This is a genomic window from Halolactibacillus miurensis (assembly GCF_900116255.1).
Taxonomy (GTDB): Bacteria; Bacillota; Bacilli; order Bacillales; family Amphibacillaceae; genus Halolactibacillus; species Halolactibacillus miurensis.
This window is the reverse complement of sequence record NZ_FPAI01000032.1, coordinates 1-25,483: the sequence shown is the minus strand read 5'-3', so window position 1 is coordinate 25,483 and position 25,483 is coordinate 1. Positions and strand designations below refer to the sequence as shown.

16 protein-coding genes, 9 tRNA genes and 1 rRNA gene are annotated in these 25,483 nt (G+C 35.5%); 1 reads left to right on the top strand and 25 read right to left on the bottom strand.

Translation table 11 applies throughout. The features are described 5' to 3' along the window. Positions 1 to 657: 657 nt before the first annotated feature. From BM390_RS13680 to glmS, 11 genes are all read right to left on the bottom strand, one after another. On the bottom strand, positions 658 to 1,017 hold the full coding sequence (locus BM390_RS13680) for a hypothetical protein (RefSeq protein WP_089855472.1): 360 nt from the start codon (positions 1,015 to 1,017) through the stop codon (positions 658 to 660). A gap of 75 nt (positions 1,018 to 1,092) precedes the next feature. Beyond that, positions 1,093 to 1,821 (bottom strand): hypothetical protein, encoded by a 729-nt coding sequence (locus tag BM390_RS13675; protein WP_062323155.1) that lies wholly within the window; start codon positions 1,819 to 1,821, stop codon positions 1,093 to 1,095. A gap of 255 nt (positions 1,822 to 2,076) precedes the next feature. Next, on the bottom strand, positions 2,077 to 2,901 hold the full coding sequence (locus tag BM390_RS13670) for a Shedu anti-phage system protein SduA domain-containing protein (RefSeq protein ID WP_062323153.1): 825 nt from the start codon (positions 2,899 to 2,901) through the stop codon (positions 2,077 to 2,079). A 27-nt stretch (positions 2,902 to 2,928) separates the two neighbouring features. Beyond that, the gene (locus BM390_RS13665; RefSeq protein ID WP_062323151.1) at positions 2,929 to 4,686 is read right to left on the bottom strand and encodes a UvrD-helicase domain-containing protein; all 1,758 of its coding nucleotides are present in this window, start codon (positions 4,684 to 4,686) and stop codon (positions 2,929 to 2,931) included. Next, complete coding sequence (locus BM390_RS13660) at positions 4,676 to 6,679, bottom strand: ATP-dependent nuclease (protein ID WP_089855469.1); 2,004 nt, start codon at positions 6,677 to 6,679, stop codon at positions 4,676 to 4,678. The genes BM390_RS13665 and BM390_RS13660 overlap by 11 nt, the downstream gene beginning before the upstream one ends. Before the next feature lie 312 nt (positions 6,680 to 6,991). Beyond that, positions 6,992 to 8,524 carry a Tn7-like element transposition protein TnsE gene (locus BM390_RS13655; RefSeq protein WP_062323143.1) on the bottom strand — a complete coding sequence of 511 codons (1,533 nt, stop codon included), beginning with the start codon at positions 8,522 to 8,524 and terminating at the stop codon, positions 6,992 to 6,994. Beyond that, positions 8,505 to 10,358, bottom strand: a complete 1,854-nt coding sequence (locus BM390_RS13650; RefSeq protein ID WP_089855466.1) for a TnsD family Tn7-like transposition protein — start codon at positions 10,356 to 10,358, stop codon at positions 8,505 to 8,507. Before BM390_RS13650 ends, BM390_RS13655 begins: the two co-directional genes overlap by 20 nt. Before the next feature lie 12 nt (positions 10,359 to 10,370). Next, a complete protein-coding gene (locus BM390_RS13645; RefSeq protein WP_062323140.1) occupies positions 10,371 to 12,062 on the bottom strand; it encodes an ATP-binding protein in 1,692 nt (563 codons plus the stop codon). Continuing rightward, a complete protein-coding gene (locus BM390_RS13640) occupies positions 12,037 to 14,190 on the bottom strand; it encodes a TnsB C-terminal domain-containing protein (RefSeq protein WP_089855463.1) in 2,154 nt (717 codons plus the stop codon). The genes BM390_RS13645 and BM390_RS13640 overlap by 26 nt, the downstream gene beginning before the upstream one ends. Next, complete coding sequence (locus BM390_RS13635) at positions 14,187 to 14,831, bottom strand: TnsA endonuclease N-terminal domain-containing protein (protein WP_256212449.1); 645 nt, start codon at positions 14,829 to 14,831, stop codon at positions 14,187 to 14,189. The genes BM390_RS13640 and BM390_RS13635 overlap by 4 nt, the downstream gene beginning before the upstream one ends. Positions 14,832 to 15,197: 366 nt before the next feature. Next, complete coding sequence (gene glmS, locus BM390_RS13630; RefSeq protein ID WP_062323139.1) at positions 15,198 to 17,000, bottom strand: glutamine--fructose-6-phosphate transaminase (isomerizing); 1,803 nt, start codon at positions 16,998 to 17,000, stop codon at positions 15,198 to 15,200. Positions 17,001 to 17,637: 637 nt separating this feature from the next. Between glmS and BM390_RS13625 the strand changes: the two genes are divergently transcribed. Beyond that, positions 17,638 to 18,927: a YeeE/YedE family protein gene (locus BM390_RS13625; protein WP_231631556.1), complete on the top strand. Its 1,290-nt coding sequence runs from the start codon at positions 17,638 to 17,640 to the stop codon at positions 18,925 to 18,927. Positions 18,928 to 19,086: 159 nt separating this feature from the next. On the opposite strand, the gene glmM is transcribed toward BM390_RS13625, so the two are convergent. The 14 genes from glmM to rrf all read right to left on the bottom strand — a co-directional run. Beyond that, the gene (gene glmM, locus BM390_RS13620; RefSeq protein WP_062323137.1) at positions 19,087 to 20,439 is read right to left on the bottom strand and encodes a phosphoglucosamine mutase; all 1,353 of its coding nucleotides are present in this window, start codon (positions 20,437 to 20,439) and stop codon (positions 19,087 to 19,089) included. Between the two features lie 27 nt (positions 20,440 to 20,466). Then, positions 20,467 to 21,711 carry a CdaR family protein gene (locus BM390_RS13615; protein ID WP_062323135.1) on the bottom strand — a complete coding sequence of 415 codons (1,245 nt, stop codon included), beginning with the start codon at positions 21,709 to 21,711 and terminating at the stop codon, positions 20,467 to 20,469. After that, entirely contained in the window at positions 21,708 to 22,529 is an 822-nt protein-coding gene (gene cdaA / locus BM390_RS13610) for a diadenylate cyclase CdaA (RefSeq protein WP_062323133.1), read from the bottom strand. Before cdaA ends, BM390_RS13615 begins: the two co-directional genes overlap by 4 nt. Before the next feature lie 252 nt (positions 22,530 to 22,781). Next, on the bottom strand, positions 22,782 to 24,287 hold the full coding sequence (locus tag BM390_RS13605; RefSeq protein ID WP_062323131.1) for a DUF1846 domain-containing protein: 1,506 nt from the start codon (positions 24,285 to 24,287) through the stop codon (positions 22,782 to 22,784). A 256-nt stretch (positions 24,288 to 24,543) separates the two neighbouring features. Then, a tRNA-Ala gene (locus tag BM390_RS13600) sits at positions 24,544 to 24,619 on the bottom strand. 10 nt (positions 24,620 to 24,629) lie between these two features. After that, a tRNA-Lys gene (locus BM390_RS13595) sits at positions 24,630 to 24,702 on the bottom strand. Positions 24,703 to 24,707: 5 nt separating this feature from the next. After that, positions 24,708 to 24,782, bottom strand: a tRNA-Gln gene (locus tag BM390_RS13590). A 51-nt stretch (positions 24,783 to 24,833) separates the two neighbouring features. Beyond that, positions 24,834 to 24,919: transfer RNA gene (locus BM390_RS13585), tRNA-Tyr, on the bottom strand. Positions 24,920 to 24,931: 12 nt separating this feature from the next. Next, a tRNA-Thr gene (locus BM390_RS13580) sits at positions 24,932 to 25,007 on the bottom strand. Positions 25,008 to 25,011: 4 nt separating this feature from the next. Continuing rightward, a tRNA-Val gene (locus tag BM390_RS13575) sits at positions 25,012 to 25,087 on the bottom strand. A 9-nt stretch (positions 25,088 to 25,096) separates the two neighbouring features. Further along, positions 25,097 to 25,171 (bottom strand) — tRNA-Glu (locus BM390_RS13570). 15 nt (positions 25,172 to 25,186) lie between these two features. After that, positions 25,187 to 25,258 (bottom strand) — tRNA-Thr (locus tag BM390_RS13565). Positions 25,259 to 25,262: 4 nt separating this feature from the next. Continuing rightward, positions 25,263 to 25,337, bottom strand: a tRNA-Asn gene (locus tag BM390_RS13560). Between the two features lie 51 nt (positions 25,338 to 25,388). Then, positions 25,389 to 25,483 (bottom strand): 5S ribosomal RNA (gene rrf, locus BM390_RS13555); the annotation flags it as partial.

Genomic DNA, 25,483 nt, shown 5'->3' with positions numbered 1-25,483 from the left:
CCTAAATATCCTCCTGTCAAACGTTATTGGTCTAACGAGGAGTTTAAAGTTATTTTTGAGTGTTGGCAAGTGGTTTTTTGTATATTTTTGGGCCGGATTTGACCAACATGAATTAACTGCCGTAAACTACATTTCAATTATGCCATATACAGCAAGTAAAAGCATTATAACACTTGAACGTTTAAACAATAGCACACGACCCCTCCTATTTTATCTACTATACGCTTATTTTTCCCGTGATTACTGATATTAAAACGGAGAAATTAGTTTTGACATCGACTGTGAGATAGGGGTTCAACTAAACCCATCCATTGATTACCTTAATTATACCTTCCTACTCACAACAAAATAACCTCTTACAGATATAGTATCTGAAGAGGTTATTCTAATCAAACTTTATTATAAATGATCAAAGTTTGATCTAAACGATCAACTAAGTGTAGCTTTGGAATATAGTTTGATCAAAAACACCAAGCAACCCAACATTTGACGTTAAATGAAAAACTCCCGTTTTGAATAAAGATTGATCAACACGGACTAATTATTTATGAAGTACTGTGCATTCTTTATAATAAAGTTTGATCAATTAATATTGTTTATCTGCAACAAACGTGTCTAAGTCTGGAATAGTCACTTTCTACTATTAGCTGGTATAACTTAACTAGCTATTCCAATATCTTTTCCTTTTTTAATAGCACGTAGATGAAATTCAGCATTAGCTTCACTGTACTCCGTATAAACATCAGTTAATATTTCCCGTTCAAACGGAGAATCTTTAATAATTTTTTTCAAAGTCCTTTCCCGTGAATCTCCTCTTAAAATACAATTCACGACAACTCCGCCTTCTCTAAGTTCAGTAAGTATTTCATTTACAAATGCTGTCTCTTTATCCAAAGCATTTTTATAAAAGTATAACATTGAATCTAATAATACAATATCAATGTCCTTGGCTATCGGTAAATCATATACGTTATCTACTATGCCTTCAACATCTATATTTCTTTTTTCATTTTCCACATTAAGCTAAATTATCCCAAGTATTAAATGATCAATTCCAATAACTTTATATCTAACTCTCCAATGAACAAAGAATCAATTTATTTCATAAGCTTTTTTAAAGATTTTATTCTCTAAAAAATTGAAGATATATTTAACTAATTCATTATATACTCTATCATCTTCAAACCATTCCCACGTTGTTTTTATTTTTTTCATCTTTTCACCACTGGTATTTAATTTACTATCTGTTTTTTCTTCGTTTATTAAACTTACTAACTTAAACCTTTTTATTGGCATAAGTTCATTACAGTTCAAATCAATGTTATTTTTTTCAAAAAAGTCCCATTGTAATCCATCTGTTAATATCACACGATCATTCTCAGTTGCCGTCAAATACCAAGATATTTTACTTTTAATGAGTTCATCGTACTCTTTAAATTCGTAGGGATAAAGTCTTTCATCCTTGTTTTTATCTGTAATTTCATAATAATAATCTTGCTTAGAAAATGGGCTTTTAACTTCGATGACTCCTCTATAATCCAATTTATTTTCCACATTGTAATAGTTCCATTCCTTTACAATTAATAAGTCAGGTGGTGTGTTTTTTTCTTCATTATTTAATCCACAATACTTTGTACGATTGTGTCTGTTTGTGTTAGCACTTTGTCTAATCACCGAAATATCTTCTATATACAATTCTGGGACAATGGATTTTATAAATGGTTCAATAAGTCTTCTTTGTAAATAGTATTCTCGCTGATCATTATTCTTTGCATATTCTAAAATTAGCTGATAATTTATGTAACTCATAAAATTGTTCAAAATATTACCTCCCTCAAACTTTTAAATTATAACCTAAGTTCCCGGCGTTTATAACGAGTTTAATTTGAGAATACTGTAAAATCAAGGTCTTTCATGATTTTATTCATTAATCAATCGTTATACTTTAATATTTATAGCGGTGCCCCCCAGTAGCTAAGGATTGTTTAGAACTTTCTCTTTACACAATCCGATAATCCATGTTATAAGTATTAACTACATAAGTCAATCTCACAAAAATTAATTCCCCTCTTAATATTAGTAAGTGTTTTTACCAATTAATTCTTTTGATAAATCAACTAAATTATCATAATGAAGTAATTTTATTTGAGAACTTTTTTCTTCATATCTTCTAATAGCGTATGAATAGTCAGAGTTTTGTTCATAATGCTCTCTCCTTCCAGAAATTACAACGTAATGTCTACGAGTACCATCATTATTAATAAAATCAGCAGGAAGGGGTTCATTATTTTTTTTAGCCTCATTAAATTGAGGTTTTAAACTAGAAAATTGTTGATTTAAAAATCTTTCCCAACTCTTAACTTGATTAATACCATTTTGATAATACTGACTTAATTCTGTACCATTATTTTTAAAAGGATTTTTAGAAGGATGTTCTAATTCAATAAATATAAATTCATAACCACCCGACCCTTTACCCACTAGTAAATAATCTACTCTATATTGCGTATTCAGTGGAAATTCTTTAAATAAGTATGCTCCCTGATGGCCAAAATTATAGTGTTTAAATATAGAAGCTATAATAAAATAATTTTCATTTTTGTTAATAAAATTTAATATATGTTGTTCATTAGGGCTAGAGTTTAATAGTTTTTCGAAGTATTCTATTGTTTGATAAATTTCAATTTCTTTTTGTAATTCTGAAATATCCAAATAATTATTAGGAAATAAACTATTATAATGCCTAAGTGATTTAGGATAATTGCGAAACTTATTCTTCCCTAACTTACCTTTAATCCCTGTAGATGTGGGAAATATATATTCAGATTCTCTTATTTTTTCATACTCTAACCAGTCTTCTTCAGTTACATTTTTATAATTATGCTTTTTATAAAGATTCATATTTCACCTCTCAACGATAATCCATAACTAATTAATTCCTCTCACAATCCAATGAATACTTAGTCTCTCTCTTGCTTCATCTGTTAATTCATCTTCATGAATGGCAAATACAAACAAGCACGTAACTCGGCTTAGTGCTACATACAATAAATTCCTATCTGTATACTTATAATTAATTTCATCTAAAATACCATATTGGTGAAGTAATATATCAACCAGAGGGCCCTTATCAAAATTCACTATAAGAGCGGATCTTAAAGTTTCTCCTTTAACTGAATGGATGGTGAATATATCATTAATATCTTTTGAAGTATTCTCTTCAATATATTCATTTGAATGTAAAATACTCTCGCATTCTCGAAACAATGAATTATTCACATTGATTGTTTCTTGATTTTTCTCAGTCAATAAACAATTAATTATATCTCTAATTTGCTTTTTTCTATCATCATTTAAATTACACTTTAATATATTTAATAATATATTGTTCATTTCATGAATTTTCGGATGATTTATAACCCATTCTTTTAAGTCTTGCGGTTGCATTTGTTCATCTATAATTTCGCCACATATAAAATCGATTATTAAGTTTTTTAATTGAACATTTTTAGAAATTCGTTTATTAGTCTTTTTCTTCGAGTAAGTTACTCCTTCTTTTACTCTAGAAGCCCAACCTTTATTTCTAATTAAAACTTTGTCAGCCTTATCACATTCTTTGAATATAGAATTTTCTCTTTCGTATTCATCTAATATATTTTTGTATGCAGGGTATATTGATTGTTCCTCTTGATATACTAAAATAATTGGTTTGAAAGATTCTTTTCCTTCTTTCACTTGAATATTTGCCTCAGGCATAATTTGATTTAAAGGCAAAGCAACTGCATTTCCAAAGCGATTTGATAAATTCATTCGATAAAGTTGATTTTCTTGAAGCGTTGGCATAGGTTGTTCATACATGATAGTTTGATAAGGGTCTCCCACCATTTGTATGACATTCTTTGGGTCATTAAAAATTTCTTTTAATAATATTATTCCCTCTACAGTCGTATCTTGAAATTCATCAATAAAAACATACTTAAATCTATTTCTTATAACACTCTTGAATTTCAAATCATTTAAAAATAATTTAGAAAATAAAAAGGTATCATCATATTGTAAAAAACCTCTCATTTTACGAGAGAGTTTAGCCTCTATCATGTCTTGCTTATACTTTTCAAATTTGGCCCAATTATCTCTATTTATCATATCTATTTTTTCTGATTTCTCATTATAAAAAATTGGATTATTATAAATTTTATTAACAATGCTTTTATGAAATCCTCTGAATTTTTCTTGCTTTATCCATGATTTTTTTATTCCTATATATCGTTTATAAAATTGTTTATCGTTATTTTCTGGTCCACCAAAAACGAGTGCATTATGGCCATATTCTTTCTTGAAATACGGCGTCACACAAAAACGATTAAAAAACTCATGAATAGTCCCTATAAAGTGTGGGTGAGAAACACTCTTAATTCCAGCTTTTTGAAGTGCTGTATTTATCTCATTAACTGCAACATTTGTATGCGTGATGATACATACACCATCTCTACTACCATTTTCATATAAATATCTTAATAACAATATTATTTTTGCCGCTAACGATGTAGTTTTCCCTGCCCCAGGACTAGCTATAATTATTTTTGATTCAAATAGTTCGATAAAGGCTCTTTGTTGTCTATTAAAATGATTACCATTTAGCAAAATATCTTCGACTAAATTATATTCCTCCTTACTAAACACCACTATTTTCTCCCCCTGTAACATGTTTGATAGCATTAACCAAATGTTTTAATGACGCATCTTCTAATATTGTTTTACTTACTGCTTCTTTATTATGTAAAAGATAATTAGCATATTTTTGTGCAACAATTGCTTTAGAAATCTTTTTATCTAATAAAAAAGAATATACTGAAACTGCTCTTTCTCCCTCAGTATCTTCACTTTTCCACTTATCTTTTACGGATTCTCTATTTACTGTTTCTGAATAATGCGTCTCTAATAAAATATCTTCAAAATCTTCCATTAGATCACTACTTGCTATCGAATGTTCTAAAGTCCAAGGCTGTGAGATAAATACTTTTGTTCTTTCCACATTATGATAGAATTTATCTTCCACTTTTTTTCTTTCCTTATCTTTTTTCTCTTCAAAAAATGAATCTATTGGTTGGACTATCTCAATTATTTTATCGCTGATTTCTTTAAATTTATCTTTTTTTCTTTGTCCATAATATTTTTCTTCTACTCCTTTTCCATACAAAGTTTTTGATTTTGAAATTAAATTTGAAATTTGAATATAAATATTTTGTTCAAGTTCTAACGAAACTTCTTGAGCTTCATATAATTCAGCAATTTGTTGATTATGTTCCGAATTAATTTTAAAATAACAGATTTCTCCTTTGAAGAATTCAATAGGCTTTAGATCCAAATCTGTTATTATAGATACAGGAAAATTCATTTTCTTTCCTTCGTTATTTCTTATGAAAATAGATGAATACCTTTTAAAGGCTAAACTTCCCACATTTATTATTGAAACACCATACTTATATAATGGGCGATTTATAACATCAGCAATTGCAGGCAATAATAAATTTTCTGCATCTCCCTCTACAAAAATGACACCTCTAGCAAAAAATAAATTAGCTTTTGTTGCATCTAAAAATCTCTCTAAAAAATCATAATCACTATTATGCAACTTAGTATGGCCCTTTTTCATCGGAAAAGCTTGACCGTTATATATAAAGGTTATATTTTCTAAAGAAACTGAAGCCGCTAAAATTGGACTATGTGATGTGAAAATATATTGGATGTTAGTTTCTTCTACATCTTTCTCAAAATGCTTTATAACACGTAATTGTGCCTGTGGATGGATATGAGCTTCTATTTCTTCAATTAAAGCAATCTTAGGACCAATCTCCGTTTCACTCAACAGTAAAAGTTCAGCAGCCATAAATAATAGATTAGAACTTCCTAACCCTATACCTTTTTCTCCTATATTCAACTCTAACTTTCTCAAAATTTCTTGAAAACTCATTTCTTTATTTCTGATTTCGGGAGTTTTCTTATTATTCCCTTCAAAAAATTCATCTATAGTAGCACCTATTTTACTTAAGACCGGATCATTCAAAACTTCTTTTAATTCATCAAAAGCACTTGTGAAACTATCTACAACTTCCTTCTTTTGTAAACTATCCTCAGAAAATTCTTTTAAATTTTTAATAATTTGAGCAATTCTAGATCTATTCCCTGAACCCATTTCTATAGTTGCATCTCTTAATGGTTTTAAATATGTCACCGCTAACAAATGACGAACTGAATCATCCATTACCATTTCTAAACCTTCTGTACCAGCTCTAACATTCCTTTTAATTTTCTTTTGTTTATTAATATCTTCATAAATTTCCGCTTCTAAAACGATGCGCAATTCTGAATTTTGAGATTGTATGGTCAACCACTCATAGAAAAATGTTTCTTCCTCTTCACTCATATCTCGAAATACACACTCTATCTTCAATAATGTACTCCCTTCATAGAAGTCTTGTTCTGTAATCCAATTTATATCATTACTATTTGTACCCAGCACCATCTTAATAGCATCTATAATAGCTGTTTTACCTGAATCATTCTCTCCAACTAGAATATTTAATCCTTCTTTAAATTCAACCTCAATACCAGCTTCATTATTATCTTTCTCCGCAAATTTTCTCCAATTCCATAATTTCAAACTATGTAAATACATAAATCCCCACTCCCTTTAATCACTAGTTTTAATATTGTCACCGTCAAGTACTTTTGAACACTTTTTGGGTCAAAACGGTACATGACCAAATATACGAAGTATTAATCACTTAATGTTTACATATTCTCATTCATCTTAAAACGAATATTAAAGAGCCGTATTTAAGAATAGTGCAACGATATTTATGTAACACTAATATGTTATTTTATATAATCAACCATTAATACCACCAATTATAACATTCCTTTTCTAACTTAAGTGGTGAAAAGGTAAATTTATCTATTCTTTAGGTGATTCATTTCACTTAAGTAATCAAGTTAATTTCTCAAGCATTAACATTGCTCGATGCCTTATTCCTTTTTTGCTGTGTTTAGACTTCATAACACTTATCCCCTTGTTATTCAACCTATTTAACGATTGACTTGTCCACGAACCACTATTGAGAACAAGATTACGTAGTAATTGATAGTGTATTTCTTCCCAGTTTTGCTTTTTGTATGACGATAAAATTATTGTAGATAAAGATTTATTTTCGCGGTCTACCTCAATTACTTGATATAATTGACCACCCTTCATTTTCACATTCGCAATGATGCATTTCCTATCCGTAATCCCATCATTCAGCTTGGCAAACTTCCGCTTACCAACTCCCTGTGGTAACTCTTTTACTGCTACACGAATAGACAGCACCTCTTGATTGGACTCAAGAACCTTTAATAAATTGATAAAGTCTTTTAAATCTCCCTGAACTTGAATGTCCTGCAGCATTTGGTGCTCTAAACCTCTAGTCAACCTAGAACCACCAACATCTGCCGTTGAACGAATATTATCCGTGTTTCCATAGTATTTCTTTGTATTCTCATCTATTTGATTTCGTTCTTTTGTCGTATGCCTCTTAAGCTTTTTTATAGTTGGTATCGTTATGTATTCATGCTTTTGTTGATTCATCTGAACAAGTTCCATGCCTTGGTGAGATCCATCAACTTGTTGATCAAGTAAGAGCGCATCATCTTTATTACTTGAAGAAAGGCGATGAAATGTGTATTTTTTGGGTTGATTTGACTTTTCTCTTAACTGTAATTCAGGATGTGAGATTGATACTCGCTGATATGGTATTTGTTTATTTTTCACTTTTAATATTTGAAGAATTGTTAAATAACCACGGTTCTCTTTAACACGCGCAGTAATCGTAATCGGTTGTTTAAAATCCCAATCAAACTTTATTGAGTTGGTCTGAATCCAAGCAAAAGCTATATTTTCATAGACTTGACGTACATCTTGATTAGTTAATAGCCATAACAACTGATATAAATATTCTGGGCGGGTATATGTCAATTCGTATTGCGATGAAAAATCAAGATGAAACATATCTGCATCTGCACTTTCTGTGAAATACTGAGGAAATGAATTGGATTCAAACAGACGGTATAAAAGGAATACATTTGGTGCTAAAACACTTCGAATAACTTCAATGAGTGGGAGTACAATTTTTTGGTTTTGAAAAGTAAAATTGTAACTTTGTGAAATATCTATATCTGGTGAGCCTTGTATAGCCCATTCTCTTTCATAATAATGTACCGTACTAGGATTAATTGTTATTTCTATATCCTTCAAATCCTTTGTTGGCTTACTAGCCGATAAAACTCCATTTTGATAATAATGTTGTATAGCTAAAAAAGGTAAACTACCCCAATCAAGGCGAATCTTCTTTGTTTCACCCTTCAGGCTAAAATAGGCATGAATCATCATTTTATTATTGTATCTAAAAGGGGTACTTATCCAAATCAACTGGGCATCTTCGTTGTCTGGAAATGGCCAAGAGATTTTAATATGATGTTTCTTCATGTTTTGTCTCCTTTCTCTTTTGTGAGATATACTCTTCAAGTACAGGTCTAATTACCGCAAAATGACTCGATCTTACCGCACCTATTCGTTGCACCTTCCATAAGGCAACCTCATTAAATTGATTTATATGCTCATCAATAATACGACAACAACGCCGAATCTGGAATTCTTGATTCGATTCAGTTACTGCTTCAAGTAATATCTTTGTTTTGGGCAGTTTATCAATATGTTTCTCTAAATTCGTTAATATGCCTAATCTTTTTCCAACAAGGGAACGTGTTATACGTAATAGCTTTTCCATCTTTCTCAGCTCATTATTAAGGTTAAATATAGCGTTGTAATAGTTGTTATCTCGAATCTCCCAATTTACATTATTCCCCTTCACAAACCCTTTACGTCTTGTTGGTAGATGATAAAATAGAAAGTCGCGATCATGCCGATATAAATACATGTAAACACTAGGAAATAAGTTTCTTATTCCGGTCCTTGATTGATTAGGATAGGCTTTTATCCCTTCTATTAATTGATTGCGATACCGCTGGACAGTCAACGTATCAGTAGCCTTAGGTTCATTTTGTGCCTCAATTTGTTGATTTAAATACTTCTTTATTGTTTTGGCATCAACACCTAAATTTTTCGCCATTCCTCTTAAACTATAGCCTTCTTTCGCCAATGTGTTTAGTTCGGCCATCCAAACACTTCCTAAGCGTTTAATTCGGCCGATATCGTATATATCATTCATTATTTTGTCAGGTCCTTTTCTTGAATATACAAATTCACATCCGCATATAAAGGTGCCTATTGGCAAACCAGACTTAGAGTCTCTAGAAACAAGAACTTTATTAATAACCAATTTCTTATAATGAGAAGCTGTTTTATTTAAGCACGGCCACGGTCCTTCACCAAAAGGACCATTATCTCGGTTTTTATTCAATAAAGCCTCATAATCTACATTTAAAAAATCCATAAACAATAAGTGCCGCAATGGATGAACGTGGCGTTCGATATTACGGGTCAGTACTTTTAGCCAGCTGTATTCATCGCTCTCAATTAAAATAGACTGATATTTTTTAAGTGTTTTTTGTGAATATACCCTATTAAAGTCCTGATAGAGATCTGTTTGTCGTACGCGGTTTGCCGATGTGATATAATTCCTCTCTCTAAGCAACGCTCGGTACCTACTTGACGTTTGCTCACGCGATGATAAAGCTATTTTACTAATCAAAAGCTGATAAGCCATTTTAGCTATCCTTAACTGTTGTTCTTCACTATTATCACCAATGGAATGCAAATCCATTTTATTTGATTCAAAACGAACAAATTCAATTCGACTTCGTGTATTAAGGACAACAGGATATTTTCTTAAGTGATTGCCATGATGAGGGCATAAATCAATGCCTTGTAAATGATGTTCTCTATGAATATAAGGCTCACCATATTTTTCTATATCATTTTTAGCGCAACACGGACAATAATATAAGCCTTTCCTTCTGCATATACTACCAGCGATTATCCCTAACCGTGTGTAAAGTCCTTTACCATCGCCTTTCACATCTTGAAGAATTTCGCCTTGACGTTTTTCTGATAAAAAAGGCGCATAGTAAGGATATACCGTATGTTTAGCCAGTAAATATTCAGCAGAATAGGCACTCCCCATTTGATGAGCTAAAGCATCAAAGTGGCTACCAATTTCCACGCTAGGGATAGCAGAACGATTTTGAAATACTTCTTCTAAAGTATCTTTGCAATCAATATTCCCACTATAAAAATGGTAGCGTGCAATCATTGAATAAACTAATTCATCTGGATAAGGTTCAGTAAAGAAAGGCAACAAGTTTTTAACCCCCTAATAGAACTCTTCAATTGGCGTTTTAATGTAACCCCTGTCTTTTAAATAATCATATGGATGTACTTTTTTATTTAACGCCTGATTCCTTAGCTTTAACAAAGGTAACGTTTCTATATTTTTTAGTTTAGCTGTTTCTTTTTGACTGTTCTTATCTTCATTTAATTTAATTGCTTTCTGGATAACTTCAGACTTTAACTTTGAGACATCTACATCTATAGGGTACGTCTCTACAACTTTTGTCGAAAGTGTTTTAATATCTTGACTGCTTAAATGTTCAAATATACCGAGTGCAGCTACTTCAATTGATAAGCTTTCAATAATGTCTTTTCGTTTTAAATCAATCGTGTTTTGTCGTTCTTTAAACGCTTCTTTAATACGACCGCTTATTTCAGTATCTCTCTTGTGATTTAACATAACCTCATCAAGATTAATCATGATATCTTCGTATTTCATCATATCTGCTAAATTATTATTACGAATGGCATTTAACATTGGCTGTAGTGTCTGCATATCCTCTTCTGCCGTTTTCTTTAACACACGTGGTGTTAGAATCTCTTCGGGATTTCCCTCGTCAAATAGAACCCGTTCTTGAGCTAATATGAATAAGTTAATCGCAACGGCTGTGATTCCTTGACACTCTCTATAGAATGCTACTTTCAGTTCATTAGTAAGCGTAGTTGGCGTCTTTAGACACTGTAGCTTCCATAACGTTTCTAAAAAGAACTCCCACTCTTCACTTTCTTCAGCCATTCTATCCCATATGACCGCTCCGTCACTTGATGCTCTTCTTGCCTGCCTAAAATTCCCCTTAAACAATTGTTGAGCCTTAGATGTCCCAATTAACACAGTTGGTATGCCTACTGTATTTGATAATGTCACAAAGAAATTCAACATTTCTTCTTGATCATTTTTAGAGTGTAGCAAATGCTGGATTTCATCTATCACCAAAACTCCAATACCAAACATGGTTGCTAAAGAAGTCATGTGTAATAACATCGTCGATGTTACACGATTCAAATAGCCATACTTTTCTAAGTAACGGGTACCTAATAAATCATCAATAGCTTTAAAAAAACTTTTACATAAGGTTGATAAACTACCATCATAGGGACAATCAATTTTCAACCAAACAATTTGCGTTCGATTAAATGGTTGACCTGCGTATGTTTCGTGTTTAATAACTTGTGGATACATAAGTAAGAGCCTCTCAATAGCCGTTGTTTTTCCAATCCCTGAAATACCGATAATTGATAAACTGTCTGCTGTTGAACGAATATAATTCAAGCGATCCTCAATGTGTTTATGAGCCAGTTCTTGTTCTTCTCTTAATGCATGTAATACGCGAATTCTTTCTAAAAAAGTTTTATCTAAAGGATTCCTAGCAAGATAGCCTCTTCTAATTAAAGTTGATAACCGGCGTTCAACTTCAAAGTGAATAGGTAAAGGTTGAATAAAATTTCTTACTCTTTTCAAAATGTGATATCGAATATTAGACTCGCTCTTTTTATCAGTCTCACTAATTCTCGGGGTCACCATAAAGCGTTCTAAGACATCGTCTTCGTTAAATATCGAAGGGAGAGCTTCTATAAAAGGATTGTTATTATATTCTGACAAAACTTGTTGTTCATACGTTGCGGTTTTAAATGTACCCTTTAGAACTAAATCATTGATCTTTTCCAAATTCCTCATCTCGTTTCTTGCGAAGTTTTTCCATTAAGCTTGAAGACGTTTTTGATTGTTCAACCTCCTCGTTTTCCTTTTCAATTGAAACTACTTGAGCAGGCGACTCCTTTTTGTTTTGGTTCAAATCAAAAGATTCCTTTTGGCGATTCATCGCTTTTTCTGCTTTTTTATTCACACGAATATCTTTGATTTTTTCACCCTTTGTTGCTGATACATTAGCATTTGCTTTCTTTTGTTTGACAGCTTTTTTGATAATAGACTCAATTTCTTCATCAGTATTTAATCTTTCTTCTCTTTGTTTAAGGCTTTCTGCCTGTTTTAACTCCTGCAACATCTGTTGATAGAATTCAATTTCTTCTAATGATTCACCTCTATATTGAGAACTCATCTCTAATAGGTAACACGTATCAAAGCCTCTTCCGTCAATATACGGAATATAGATTTTATCCATTGATCTCGGATCATAAACGACATCTATACGTTCACTCTTTCGCTTTAAATACCATTGGTCATTCAGTGCTTTATCAGAACCATAAGACAATCCTTTAAATTTAATTCCTGCTCTTGTAATTCGCGCTTTTCCTTTTGGAAGTAAATTAAGCCTTAGAATACTACGATTTTGAACCGTTTGAAGAGAACCCTTCCTGTTTGAAAGACCCCATTTCCAAAGATTTAACGGAGAAGGTGTCAAATGCTCCTTAATCATCGCCTTCTCTAATGGATACTTTTCAATGGTTCGCTGATTATGATTCAAGACTAAATGAATAATAATTTTCGTGAATTCTTCAAGGTTAAGACTAGCGTCTAACCGATAATCTCGATCTCCTCGTTCCCTGAATTCTTTCTGAATAGCACCAGGTGCTTTACGTTTAATCTTCTCGTTAATTGTTCTGAATTGACGCTCTACAATTCCTTTTAAATCACCACGATAAGGAGAAGTATTTTCAATTTTAACGTTTAAATTGTTAATTAATTGTTCAACACCATAACCTTCAAATTCCCCTCTGTCAGCAATAATGGTTTCTGGTAAATGATGTGCGGGCCATTCAGATTCATCGATATCAATGTCATACTGCTTACAAAATTCAACTTTATCCATTGTCATATTATCCAGTGTCATCATCGCACCAATCCAAGAGGGACCCTCTAACCCAACATAAACACCAGTAATCAAACGCGAATAAACATCCATAATGCCATAAATAACAGGGCGCCCAATAATTAGGTTGCGATCAAATGAACTAACGAGATAAATATCCGCAATCGTCGCATCAACTTGAAATCGTGTTCCTGGCCCATCAGTTTCCAGCGCAGAGTGACTTAGTATTGGGCGATGTTTGAGCTCATATTCTTTTTTGCTATATCGCAATTGGATATCTAACTGTGGCTCTTCTGTTTTTTTGTACCAATAATAAAATTGATTATAGGTTGGAACCTTTGATTTATCCCAAACCTTATATTTTACAGATTCTCCTTCATGATATTTATTTGAGTAAAATTCTTTTAACAGATATTGATAAGTATCATTTAACGTAAGCTTTTCTGATTTTCTATAATATTTCTTTATCACATGTCTAAACTGCTTTTTTACATCTTCTGTTATATTGATTCCCTGTTCTTCTTCTCCATAAATCCTTGGTCGTCCTACTTTTTTCTCCTGAGACAACTCTCTAACTTTCCCTTTGCCACCAGAATGCATGTAATCGGGTAACATAGCATTTTTATTTAAGCCGCGTTGCCAGAAACGCGTAAATAGTCGTTTCACTTTAAGTTCAGTAATTTGATGCTCTTCAGCAATCTCAAGAAAAGCAGTTTTACGATTTTTCTTACTCAAAATAGACTCTTTTGATTGACTCCATGCTTTAAATACTATCTCCCAGTTTAGGTTACGTCTCTCTAGCTGTTTCTCAGTTAAATCTTCTTCTGCATAACTCTTTAAAAATGGATCCGAGATAGGGATTAATACATTACTCTCTATTTCTATTTCCATATCTTCTATTGTTGCTTTTTTGGGCATAGCAGTTCCCCCATGCAAATCAACGTAATACAATATTGCTGAGTCTATTGAGATAACACGAATTCGATTTTTACCTTCTTTGTCTACGTATTGGTACACTTGGTTGTTATAAATCATAAGGCCCTCACTTTTTCTGAGAAATCTTGTTGAATACTTTTTACTTGCACAATGTCTTCAACGTTCAGCTTTGATAATAAATCTATTTTAATCGTTTTCGTTATAATTAAGTGTTTGAACAAGGCTAGACCACTACCTGATGGCATTCCAAAATCCCGTTCATAGATTCTAGCAATTTGTTTAACAGATTGATCTTCAGCCATTAACCTTTGCACAAAGTAGACAACCATCTCATCTATCTCTACAGATGTTAATTGATCAAAGCCTTCAATGTCATTCAACCGTATGTAACTGTGGACAAAAGCAATGTTAGTTGCCATCACTTTAGACACTTCACCTTCCGTTACAATACCCCAATCTATTTCTCGTTTTTCCCAATATACTCGTTCAATTTCAAACTTTTCTAGCGTTCGCTCAGTCATTAGTTCATCTTTATACTTCAACGTTCGAGCTACATGCATGTTAGCTGTTCCATTATTCATAGTGACTAAAAAGTCTGTAGTCATAACAATCGGTTCCTTTGTTTTAGGGTCTATCGGATGCTTCAAACCCAATTCTTTTGCAATCAAAAGCGTATCATCTAACGGTAATAACGGGTATTGTTCTCTAATATCAATTACTTTATCTGAATATTCCAACAAATAAAAGTAGTTTCGCTCCAAGTCTGACAGAAATTCAAACTGTCTAGGAATCTTTATTCCTTTTAAGCGTGTAGCACGCCCTAAAGAGGGAACATCTTGAATGTTAATCCAAGGCTTATAGTCTATACCTTGACCTTCACCATTAACCCTTCTTTATTTTGTTTTCAGTAGATGACATTCGCTTTCTTTTTGCCATTATTTCATCTCCTAATATTAAAATAACCTCTTACAGATATCATATCTGAAGAGGTTATTTTAATCAAACTTTATTATAAATGATCAATCTTTATTATAAATGATCAAACTTTGTTCTAAACGATCAATCTTTATTATAAAACCACACTAACTACTAACCTCAGAAATAACTTACTCTACTGTAACTGACTTAGCAAGGTTTCTTGGCTTATCAACATCACAACCACGTTGTACAGCGGCATAGTAAGCAAGGAGCTGCATTGGTACAACACTTACAAGTGGCGTTAACAATGGATGAACATGTGGAAGAACCACACGATCTTCATCTTTTTCTAAGCCTTCCATACTTACGGTACATGTGTTAGCGCCACGGGCAGCTACTTCTTGTACGTTACCACGGATGGATAAGTTAACATTCTCTTGTGTCGCAATGGCAATTACAGGTGTGCCTTCTTCAATCAAGGCAATCGTTCCGTGTTTTAATTCACCACCAGCAAAGCCTTCTGCTTGAATATAAGAGATTTCTTTAAGTTTAAGTGATGCTTCTTGTACAACATAGTAATCGACACCGCGACCAATATAGAACGCATTGCGTGTATCTTTAAATAGATCGAGCGCCATTTGTTCAAATACTTCTTTTTGGTCAGTCAATGTTTCCATAGCATTGGCAACAATCGCTAATTCTTGTAATGGATCAAAGGTAAGTGTCTTACCTTTTGCTTTTGCTGTGTCGACCGCTAAAATCGTAAGCACGGCAATCTGCGCTGTATACGCCTTTGTTGAAGCTACCGCAATTTCTGGTCCAGCATAAAGCGGTAATGTATAGTCCGCTTCACGAGAAAGGGTAGAACCTGGTACGTTTGTAATCGTGATTGACGGATGTCCCATTGCTTGTGTTTGAACAAGCACAGAACGTGAATCCGCTGTTTCACCACTTTGAGAAATAAAGATAAACAATGGTTTTTCAGAAAGTAGTGGCATATTATATGAGAATTCACTCGCAATGTGTACTTCAACAGGAATACCAGCGACATTTTCAATAATTTGCTTTCCTACTAAACCAGCATTATAGCTAGTACCTGCTGCGATAATGTAAATACGATCAGCTTTCCCCATTTCATCTCTTACAGCTTGTTCTACTTTAATGTTATTTGATTCATCTTGATATTGTTGGATGATTTTACGCATAACAAATGGTTGTTCATCGATTTCTTTCATCATGAAGTAATCATATGTGCCTTTTTCTGTATCAGCCGCATCGGTTTCAACGATGAAAGGTTCTCTTTCAACTGCTGTCCCGTCAAGCTTTTGAATGCGGACTTGTTCTTTTTCAACTAAGACAATTTCACCATCTTCAATTTCTAGATAAGTGTTTGTTTGTTTTAATGTGGCAATCGCATCACTCGCGACTAAATTAAAGTCATCACCTAGTCCTACAAGGAGCGGACTCTTATTTTTTGATACATAAATAAGATCTGGATTTTCTTTATCTAGTAGACCAATCGCATAAGAACCTTTTAACATACCCATGACTTCTGTGAAAGCTTTTAAAACATCATTTGTTTCATTGTATTTTTTCTCAATTAGTTGAACGATAATCTCTGTGTCTGTTTCACTTGTCAGTGTGATGTCTGTTAAATACTCATCACGTAATTCATAGTAGTTTTCAATAACACCGTTGTGCACTAAAGTAAATCGACCTGATTGCGATTGGTGAGGGTGAGCATTTTCTTCTGACGGCTCACCGTGTGTTGCCCAACGCGTATGACCAATACCGATCATTGATTCACCTTGATTCCCTACTTTATCACGTAACGCTTGGATACGTCCTTTGACCTTAAACAGGTTTACTTGCTCATCGCTTAATGTCGCAATCCCTGCTGAGTCATAGCCTCTGTATTCTAGCTTCTCTAACCCATCTAATAACACCGATACTGTCTTATCTGTTCCAATATAACCAACGATTCCGCACATAACTTTTATTTCCTCCTAATTAAGGGGTAATAAAAAGCCATATCTGTTCCAAGGGGCTTTTATTACCCCTTTCTCTTTTTATAAGTTTAGTACTCTTACTATAAATATTAGCCAAAAAGTCGCCTTTTTGTTTTATTTATAGCTTTCGGTTGGAGAGACAACCGGGAGGCATCCGCCGAAACGTTCGATACTCCTCCTCCTCGTCAACTACACCTTCCGTGTAGTTCTGGCGCTGTATCATTCTTCCTACTATCCACCTTTCTATCTTTGACTGTGCCGTAAGACGACTTCTCTATTTTATCGAAAGTTAATAAGTTTTTCAATAGTATTTTTCATAATCTGGTAGTTCTTTTAATATAATGAAATAGCTCTTCATCCGTTATGATATCCATCATCCTTCGTACCTTTAGCATATGTCTCTTTAGCTGTTCAAGTGACACGTGACCAGTAACCAACCTTAACTAAAGTGACGAGGTCTCTACGCTCATGATTCAATCAACACTTTTCAATCTTTATATGTGAAAAAGTGTACAAATTATGAACTTTATTCACAAGGCGTTGAAATAGGGTTAGGGATAGGGGTATAATAAATGTGAAATACATCACATTATATTTTTTATAAAGGGGAGAACGTTTTATGAGTATGTCAAAAACACAGGTGAAAACAGCCTCTGTATCTCACATGCAGCCAGTGTTCGGTTTTATTTTTCTAGCCGTCGTCATTTTATGGGGAGCGAATTTTTTAGAAACAGAGATGTTATTTTTCCGTCTGTTAGTTGGCCTTGGACTAGGTTATGCACTATCACGTGCCTACACTGGATTTGCGGGTAGTGTTAACCGCGCCTACACAACCGGATCAACGAAATTATTACGCACGTTAATGTTTATGTTCTTTATCTCAACACTTGTCACAACCGCCTTTTTATTAAATGGTGATCCAACGACCTTCGGTCTTTGGATTAACCCCATTAACTTAGGGTTAATTGCAGGCGCGATTCTGTTCGGTTTCGGTATGTCTTTCTCAGCTTGTTGTGCGAGTGGGGTGCTCACGGATTTAGTCACCGCCTTACCACGCGCCTTTGTTACGTTAATTTTCTTTGGTATGGGTGTCTTCTTAGGTTTTCCTATTCAACGTAACAGTGAATTTGTTACAACAACTTGGTTTAACTCTGCTACATTTGAAAGTGGCGTCTTCTTACCAGACCTCTTTAAGTGGGATGGTTTAAATGGTTTTATCGGAGCATTAGTGCTGACGGCGATTTTCTGTGGTATCGTTGTGTTCCTTAGCTTCAAGTATGAGCGTTACCGCAAACAAAATAAAACGTATTCTGGTCACTTTGTCGAAGCGCAACAAGATCAACCCAATACATTTGATACGAAAGATTATAGTCTTTTCTCATCAGAAACATATCATCGTCTGTTTGTTCGTCCTTGGACATTAAAACAAGGCGCTGTTGTCATAACATTAATATTTGCTTTATTAATGGGTGTCACAAAGTCAGGATGGGGTGCTTCAACGCCTTACGGTTTCTGGTTCGGTAAATTCTTAATGTTGTTTGGTTTTTCACCTGAAGCATTAGCTACTTTCACCTCAGGAGCACCAGAACATTATAGCGCGCCATTCTTTAGTCATCCCGTTAATACACAAAACGTTGGGATTATGTTAGGAACGATTTTCTTCTTACTAACAGCTAATAAATTCAAACAAACGTTTATGTCAGAAATGCACTTAACGAAGCGTGAACTTATCTTATTCGCCTTAGGTGGCCTGGCGATGGGCTTTGGTACACGTCTTGCTAACGGGTGTAACGTTGGGGCACTTTATACACCAATCGCACAGTTCTCACTATCAGGCTGGATCTTCTTAATTTTCATGGTTGTTGGTGGTATTGTCGGTAACAAGTTCGCTAAAGCATGGTTTAAATAATTATTGAGCCAACACTTAGCTTGCTTATCTGATTGTATAAGCTGAAGCTATTTAAAAAGGGTGTCGCAGTTATGCGACACCCTTTCTTTATATGCTTTTATATGGCATCACAACCTCTTAACTCTTTTGTATCTTTTAGTTAATTGGGTGTATCTATCATTATTCTGGTTTTAATCCTAAACGTTGTTCAATGATCGCCACAACAGGATCTGCCGCTTCATGACAACGTTCAATTGTTGGCGCTTCAACCATCACTCGGACGAGTTCTTCTGTTCCTGATGGACGAACAAGCACACGTCCATCACTACCCATGTCTTTTTCTACTTTATTAATCGCTTCTTGGATGTATGGATCAACAAGCGCTTGATTCTTATCGACGACTTTCACGTTCTTAAGAACTTGTGGAAACTTCTCCATTTCAGCAGCAAGCTCTGATAAAGGCTTACCTGTTTCTTTCATCACATTCACAAGCTGAAGAGCTGATAACATCCCATCTCCTGTTGTTACATGATCAAGGAAAATGATATGCCCTGATTGCTCTCCACCTAAGTTATAACCCCCACGACGCATTTCTTCCATGACATAACGGTCACCGACATCCGTTTTATCACTCTTCATACCATTTGCTTCAACAGCTTTATAAAAGCCTAGGTTACTCATCACAGTAGATACCACCGTATGTTCATTAAGTTGACCAATGCTATCAAAGTATTTAGCACAGATAAACATGATTTGGTCACCATCAACGATTTGACCTTTTTCATCTACGGCGATAAGACGGTCACCATCTCCGTCAAAAGCAAGACCAATATCCGCTTCTTTTTCAAGTACAAACGCTTGTAGTTTCTCGGGATGTGTCGACCCGTAACCATCGTTAATATTTAAGCCATCTGGAGACGCCCCAATGGTTGAAACATCCGCATCTAAATCTGCAAACAAGTGCGTGGCAAGTGAAGATGTCGCTCCGTGGGCACAGTCTAGGGCGACGCGTATACCATCAAAATCGTGATCGACGGTTTGTTTTAAGAAATGTAAGTATTTTTGTGATCCTTCGTAGTAATCATTGATTTGACCTAAATCTTTACCGATTGGACGAGGACATGTATCTTCATCTTGATCGATTAAAGCTTCAATTTCTAGTTCTTGTGCATCAGTGAGTTTAAAACCATCTGAGCCGAAGAATTTAATCCCATTATCTTCTACTGGATTATGTGAAGCTGAAATCATAACCCCTGCTTCTGCTGACATTGCTTTTGTCAGGTAAGCAACACCTGGTGTAGAAATAACACCAAGACGCATGACTTCTGCTCCAATAGAAAGCAGTCCAGCAACGAGGGCATTTTCAAGCATATCACCTGAAATACGTGTATCTTTCCCAATTAACACGCGCGGACGTTCTGTTTCCTTCGTCAAGATAAAGCCACCAAAACGTCCTAATTTGTAGGCAAGTTCAGGTGTTAAGCCTTTATTAGCTACACCTCTGACACCATCTGTACCAAAATATTTTCCCATAAGAAATTCGCTCCTTTATTTATGTACCTAATTTAATCGAATCGTAACATCCTCTAAGGGCAATGTTACTTGGATATTATCTAATTGATTATACTCTAACGGGCGGTTATATTCACCTTCGGTTAGATTATTCGCATTAACGGCCAAGTCGAGTTGATCAACATTAACCTCATCAAGGTCAGAGGGAAAGCCTCTAAGAGTGACCACAACCCTGCCACTCTCAGGACTCACAAATGTCGCATTTAATCCATCGGTTACGTTATCAATGGTGATATCTACATCATCTAATGTCGTTTCTGTTTCTTCTTCCACTTCAATCGTCACTTCGATTGTCTCTTGACTTAAACTTGTCGCATTATCTGGGACAAGGAGGGTCACATCCAGTGTCGTCGTTTCTGTGACCTCTGACAAATCAATCGGCGCTGTCTCCACTCGTTCAATAGTTGCCAGTTGATCTGATGGGGCAAAGACAGTCACGTTATCTGTTTGAATAGATGTCTCGACAAGACGCACACCCTCCGGTAACTCACCAGAAGTCGTCACATCAATGGGGACATCTTTGTTTGGATTAATGACGGCTAATTCAACCGTCACTGTGCTCGGTTCAATCCTTGCATTCATTTGGTTACCTTCATTGTCATAGATTCGAACCGGGACATCAGTTAGTGTCATGGATTCTTCAATACCTTCTACATCGACAAAAGCTTTAACACTAGAAATACGATTAATGACACTCTCCGCACTCGTTATTTCAACCGTTTCAGGTATGACTGTCGCTGATTCAATTTCAAACCCTTCTGACATCTGATCGAGGTTACTATAATCAACAGAGACATCATAAGTACCACTTCCACGCTCTTCAATCGTTACCTCAATATTTTCCGGTTCAAATCTCACATCAATGCGGCTTGATACACCGTCATGCTTAATCGGCACCGTATGTGTGCCGGGTGAGAGCCCTTCTAAATCAACATAGACATCAAAGTTGCGTTGTGTGACGGTCGATTGCACGACACTGACTGTCCCCGTCAGTGACATTGTGACGACCTCTGGTACACCACTGACCACGTATTTCTCGTCGTCAATCACAATATTAACCGGCACATCATCTAATGTTTCCGTTTCTCTTGAATTATTAAAAATGGAATCAAAGCTCCCAACATCTGCATTACGCGTATCTTGATTATCGAATGATATCACTAAAAATGTTAAGATTGCTAAGAACAGTGAAATCACACGAATGACCCACGGTTTATTTAACCAATCATTCATTTCTTTTTCCCCCTCCAACTCCATTGTTTAAAGGTTGAGGTTTTCTCTAATTCAGGCGCCAATTCCTTTGACAATAGATCAATGAGGCGTTTTTCATCAATATCACGGTAAAGTTCACCGTTTTTTGTCAATGACACATGCCCTGTTTCCTCCGATACAATAATCGTCAGTGCATCACTTACTTCACTGATGCCCATTGCCGCCCGGTGTCTCGTGCCTAATTCTTTTGAGATGAACGGGCTTTCTGATAGCGGCAAGTAACAAGCTGCCGCAATAATTTGATTCCCTTTCATAATGACAGCACCGTCATGTAACGGTGTATTTGGCACAAAAATATTCGTTAATAATTGATGGGTTAATTGACCATTCACAGGGATACCGGTTTGGATAAAGTCACCCATGTTTGTTTCACGCTCAATCGTAATAAGCGCCCCAATACGACGTTTAGCCATATAATTGACTGATTTAATAATCGCATCGAGTGACTCATGGAAGATCTCTTCTTCTGAGCGTCGGTTACGACTAAAGAAGCTACCTCGACCAATCTGTTCAAGTGCCCGTCTTAACTCTGGCTGGAAGAGAATAATGACCGCCAGTGGTCCCCACACGATAATTTGTTCAATCATGACTTGAACGGTTTGCAAGTTCAAGAAATAACTGATCAAATAGATAATAAAAACAACAAAAATACCTTTTAGTAGTTGAATTGCCTTCGTTCCCCGAAGCAACATAATGAGTTTATAAAACACATACCAGACAAGGGCAATATCAACCGTAAAACGCAATAAATTAAATAACGAAAATCCCTCACCAAGCATGATGCCACATCCTTCTTTTCATAGATTACCACTCACTTCATTTAGAATCACAGATAGACCCATTATAGCATATCTTCTAAACGCTTGAGAGATTATCCATCAATTTTCCTTATTTTCTTAACAACTTCTCATCCCTCTCTCATAATCATGACACACATGCTTCATAAACAAAGAAAACAGACTTATAATCACCAAAGAGATGATTGTAACTCTGTTTTCATTCGTATGACTATATATAGTCGTCTCCTAACATTACATGTAATATAAGTTTTCTGATGGATAGATTGGATCACTTGTCACATCAATACCGAGTCGCTTTAAAATCTGTTCATCATCTTTACTTAACATGACGGTAGAATGTGCTTGTACACCGGTTAATTCATGTAATTTATCAACTGCCAGTTGGGCCGTTGGATTTGTGACTGCGCCAATCGTTAGAGCGATTAATACTTCATTCGCATTTAGTGTCGTCACTTTACTATGCAGTTTATCTGTTTTTAAATCTTTCATTGTTTCAATAATCATCGGTGATAATAAGAAAATCTCATCACCAATATTAGCTAAATGTTTAATCGCATTTAAAATAGCCGCCGAACAAGAATCCATAAGGTTAGAACCTCGGCCAGTAATAACGGTGCCGTCATTTAATTCAAAAGCCATCACCGCGGCCTTATCTTTGTTATCGGCTGTTTTCAATTTCTCTGCGTATTCCCTTGCCGGTATAACGGGTACACGGTTTTCTTCTTTTAATTCAAGTTCTTCCATAATTAATTTCATTCGATTGACGACTTCTTCATCCAGTAAGCCCTTTTTATAATCGCATTCTGTGTGGAAATGTCGGCGAATGATTTCTTGTCTCGATGCTTCCTTAATGACCTCATCATCCGTAATACCAAAACCTACCCGATTAACCCCCATATCCGTCGGGGATTGATAGATCGATTCTTTACCGGTAATCTTTTCAATACTTCGTTTAACAACCGGGAACATTTCAAGGTCACGGTTATAGTTTACGGCGACTTCGTTATAGGCCTCAAAGTGGAAGTAATCCATCATATTCACATCTTTTAAATCAACGGTCGCTGCTTCGTATGCTACGTTAAGTGGGTGTTTAAGCGGCACATTCCAGACCGGGAATGTTTCAAATTTAGAATAACCCGCATGATTACCTAACTTATGTTCATGATAAAGTTGGTTTAAACACGTTGCTAACTTCCCGCTATTTGGTCCTGGAGCCGTTACAACCACAATTGGCTTCGTTGTTTCAACATAGGGATTCATACCATAGCCTTCTTCACTAACAATTTTCTCAACCGCCGAAGGATACCCCGGAATAGCCACATGGGTAGCCACTTTAATCCCACGTCTTTCTAGCTTGCTAATAAACACATCCGTTGAATGTTCATGATTATAGCGTGTAATCACCACACTGTTAATTTCTAAACCAAATCCACGGAGTTCGTCAATTTGGCGAAAGACATCCATTTCGTACGTAATTCCGTAGTCGCCACGAATTTTATTACGTTCAATATCACCTGAATACACCGTTATAATAATTTCGGCTTGATCTTTCAACTTTTGTAGTAGCTTAATTTTTGCATCTTCATCAAATCCTGGTAAGACACGTTTAGCATGTTTATCACCTATGAGCTTGCCGCCAAACTCTAAATACAGCTTATCAAACTGATGGACGCGTTCTAAGATGTATTTTGATTGTTCTTCGATGTACTTTTGTGGATCAAATCCTTGTTTTCTCATGTCGGCCTCCTATAGCTTATTCTCTTATTTTTCACCATCATCACATGTGGTGTATGTGGTGTCATTGACAGGCTCTATATCTCAGTCTTATTTATTTACTATTCACAAACATTCACTATACCATGAGTATAGGTTTTTGTTAAGGACTCTTCAGTATTTTTAAAAAATCCACAGCCAAAAGCGACTGTGGTAATAATTGATTATAAAAAAAGGATCAGACATTATAGTAACGTCCAACCCTTTTGACTCATATGTATGGTGGAGCCTAGCGGGATCGAACCGCTGACCTCCTGCGTGCAAAGCAGGCGCTCTCCCAGCTGAGCTAAGGCCCCACAACAAGAGTGAGCCATGAAGGATTCGAACCTTCGACCCTCTGATTAAAAGTCAGATGCTCTACCAACTGAGCTAATGGCTCTTAAATGGCTGGGCTAGCTGGATTCGAACCAACGCATGACGGAACCAAAAACCGTTGCCTTACCGCTTGGCTATAGCCCAATAAAATAACAGTGAATAAGTTCACTGTCTAAGTTAACATATAATTTAAAATGGTGGAGGGAGTAGGACTCGAACCTACGAACCCGATGGGAGCGGATTTACAGTCCGCCGCGTTTGGCCAACTTCGCTATCCCTCCAACATATTAAAATGGTGCCGGCCAGAGGACTTGAACCCCCAACCTACTGATTACAAGTCAGTTGCTCTACCAATTGAGCTAGGCCGGCAAGATGGTGGAGGATGCAGGGCTCGAACCTGCGACCCCCTGCTTGTAAGGCAGGTGCTCTCCCAGCTGAGCTAATCCTCCAACATATAATGGTGACCCGTACGGGATTCGAACCCGTGTTACCGCCGTGAAAGGGCGGTGTCTTAACCGCTTGACCAACGGGCCAGTATGAAAATAGAGAGCTTCCAGTCGGGATTGAACCGACGACCCCTTCCTTACCATGGAAGTGCTCTGCCACTGAGCTATGGAAGCAAAATGGCTCCACAGGTAGGACTCGAACCTACGACCGATCGGTTAACAGCCGATTGCTCTACCACTGAGCTACTGTGGAACAATATCATGAAATCAACCATATTATTACTTCACAAAGCTTATAAAATCGGCTTAGCGACGTCCTACTCTCGCGGGGCTTAAGCCCAACTACCATCGGCGCTGAAGAGCTTAACTACTGTGTTCGGCATGGGAACAGGTGTGACC

Excerpts from the sequence above, each read along its gene's own strand:
- BM390_RS13670 (WP_062323153.1), bottom strand. The coding sequence starts at position 2,901 with ATGAATCTTTATAAAAAGCATAATTATAAAAATGTAACTGAAGAAGAC.
- BM390_RS13660 (WP_089855469.1), bottom strand. The coding sequence starts at position 6,679 with ATGTATTTACATAGTTTGAAATTATGGAATTGGAGAAAATTTGCGGAG.
- BM390_RS13655 (WP_062323143.1), bottom strand. The coding sequence starts at position 8,524 with ATGAAGAAACATCATATTAAAATCTCTTGGCCATTTCCAGACAACGAA.
- BM390_RS13645 (WP_062323140.1), bottom strand. The coding sequence starts at position 12,062 with ATGAGGAATTTGGAAAAGATCAATGATTTAGTTCTAAAGGGTACATTT.
- BM390_RS13640 (WP_089855463.1), bottom strand. The coding sequence starts at position 14,190 with ATGATTTATAACAACCAAGTGTACCAATACGTAGACAAAGAAGGTAAA.
- glmS (WP_062323139.1), bottom strand. The coding sequence starts at position 17,000 with ATGTGCGGAATCGTTGGTTATATTGGAACAGATAAGACAGTATCGGTG.
- BM390_RS13625 (WP_231631556.1), top strand. The coding sequence starts at position 17,638 with ATGAGTATGTCAAAAACACAGGTGAAAACAGCCTCTGTATCTCACATG.
- glmM (WP_062323137.1), bottom strand. The coding sequence starts at position 20,439 with ATGGGAAAATATTTTGGTACAGATGGTGTCAGAGGTGTAGCTAATAAA.
- BM390_RS13615 (WP_062323135.1), bottom strand. The coding sequence starts at position 21,711 with ATGAATGATTGGTTAAATAAACCGTGGGTCATTCGTGTGATTTCACTG.
- cdaA (WP_062323133.1), bottom strand. The coding sequence starts at position 22,529 with ATGCTTGGTGAGGGATTTTCGTTATTTAATTTATTGCGTTTTACGGTT.
- BM390_RS13605 (WP_062323131.1), bottom strand. The coding sequence starts at position 24,287 with ATGAGAAAACAAGGATTTGATCCACAAAAGTACATCGAAGAACAATCA.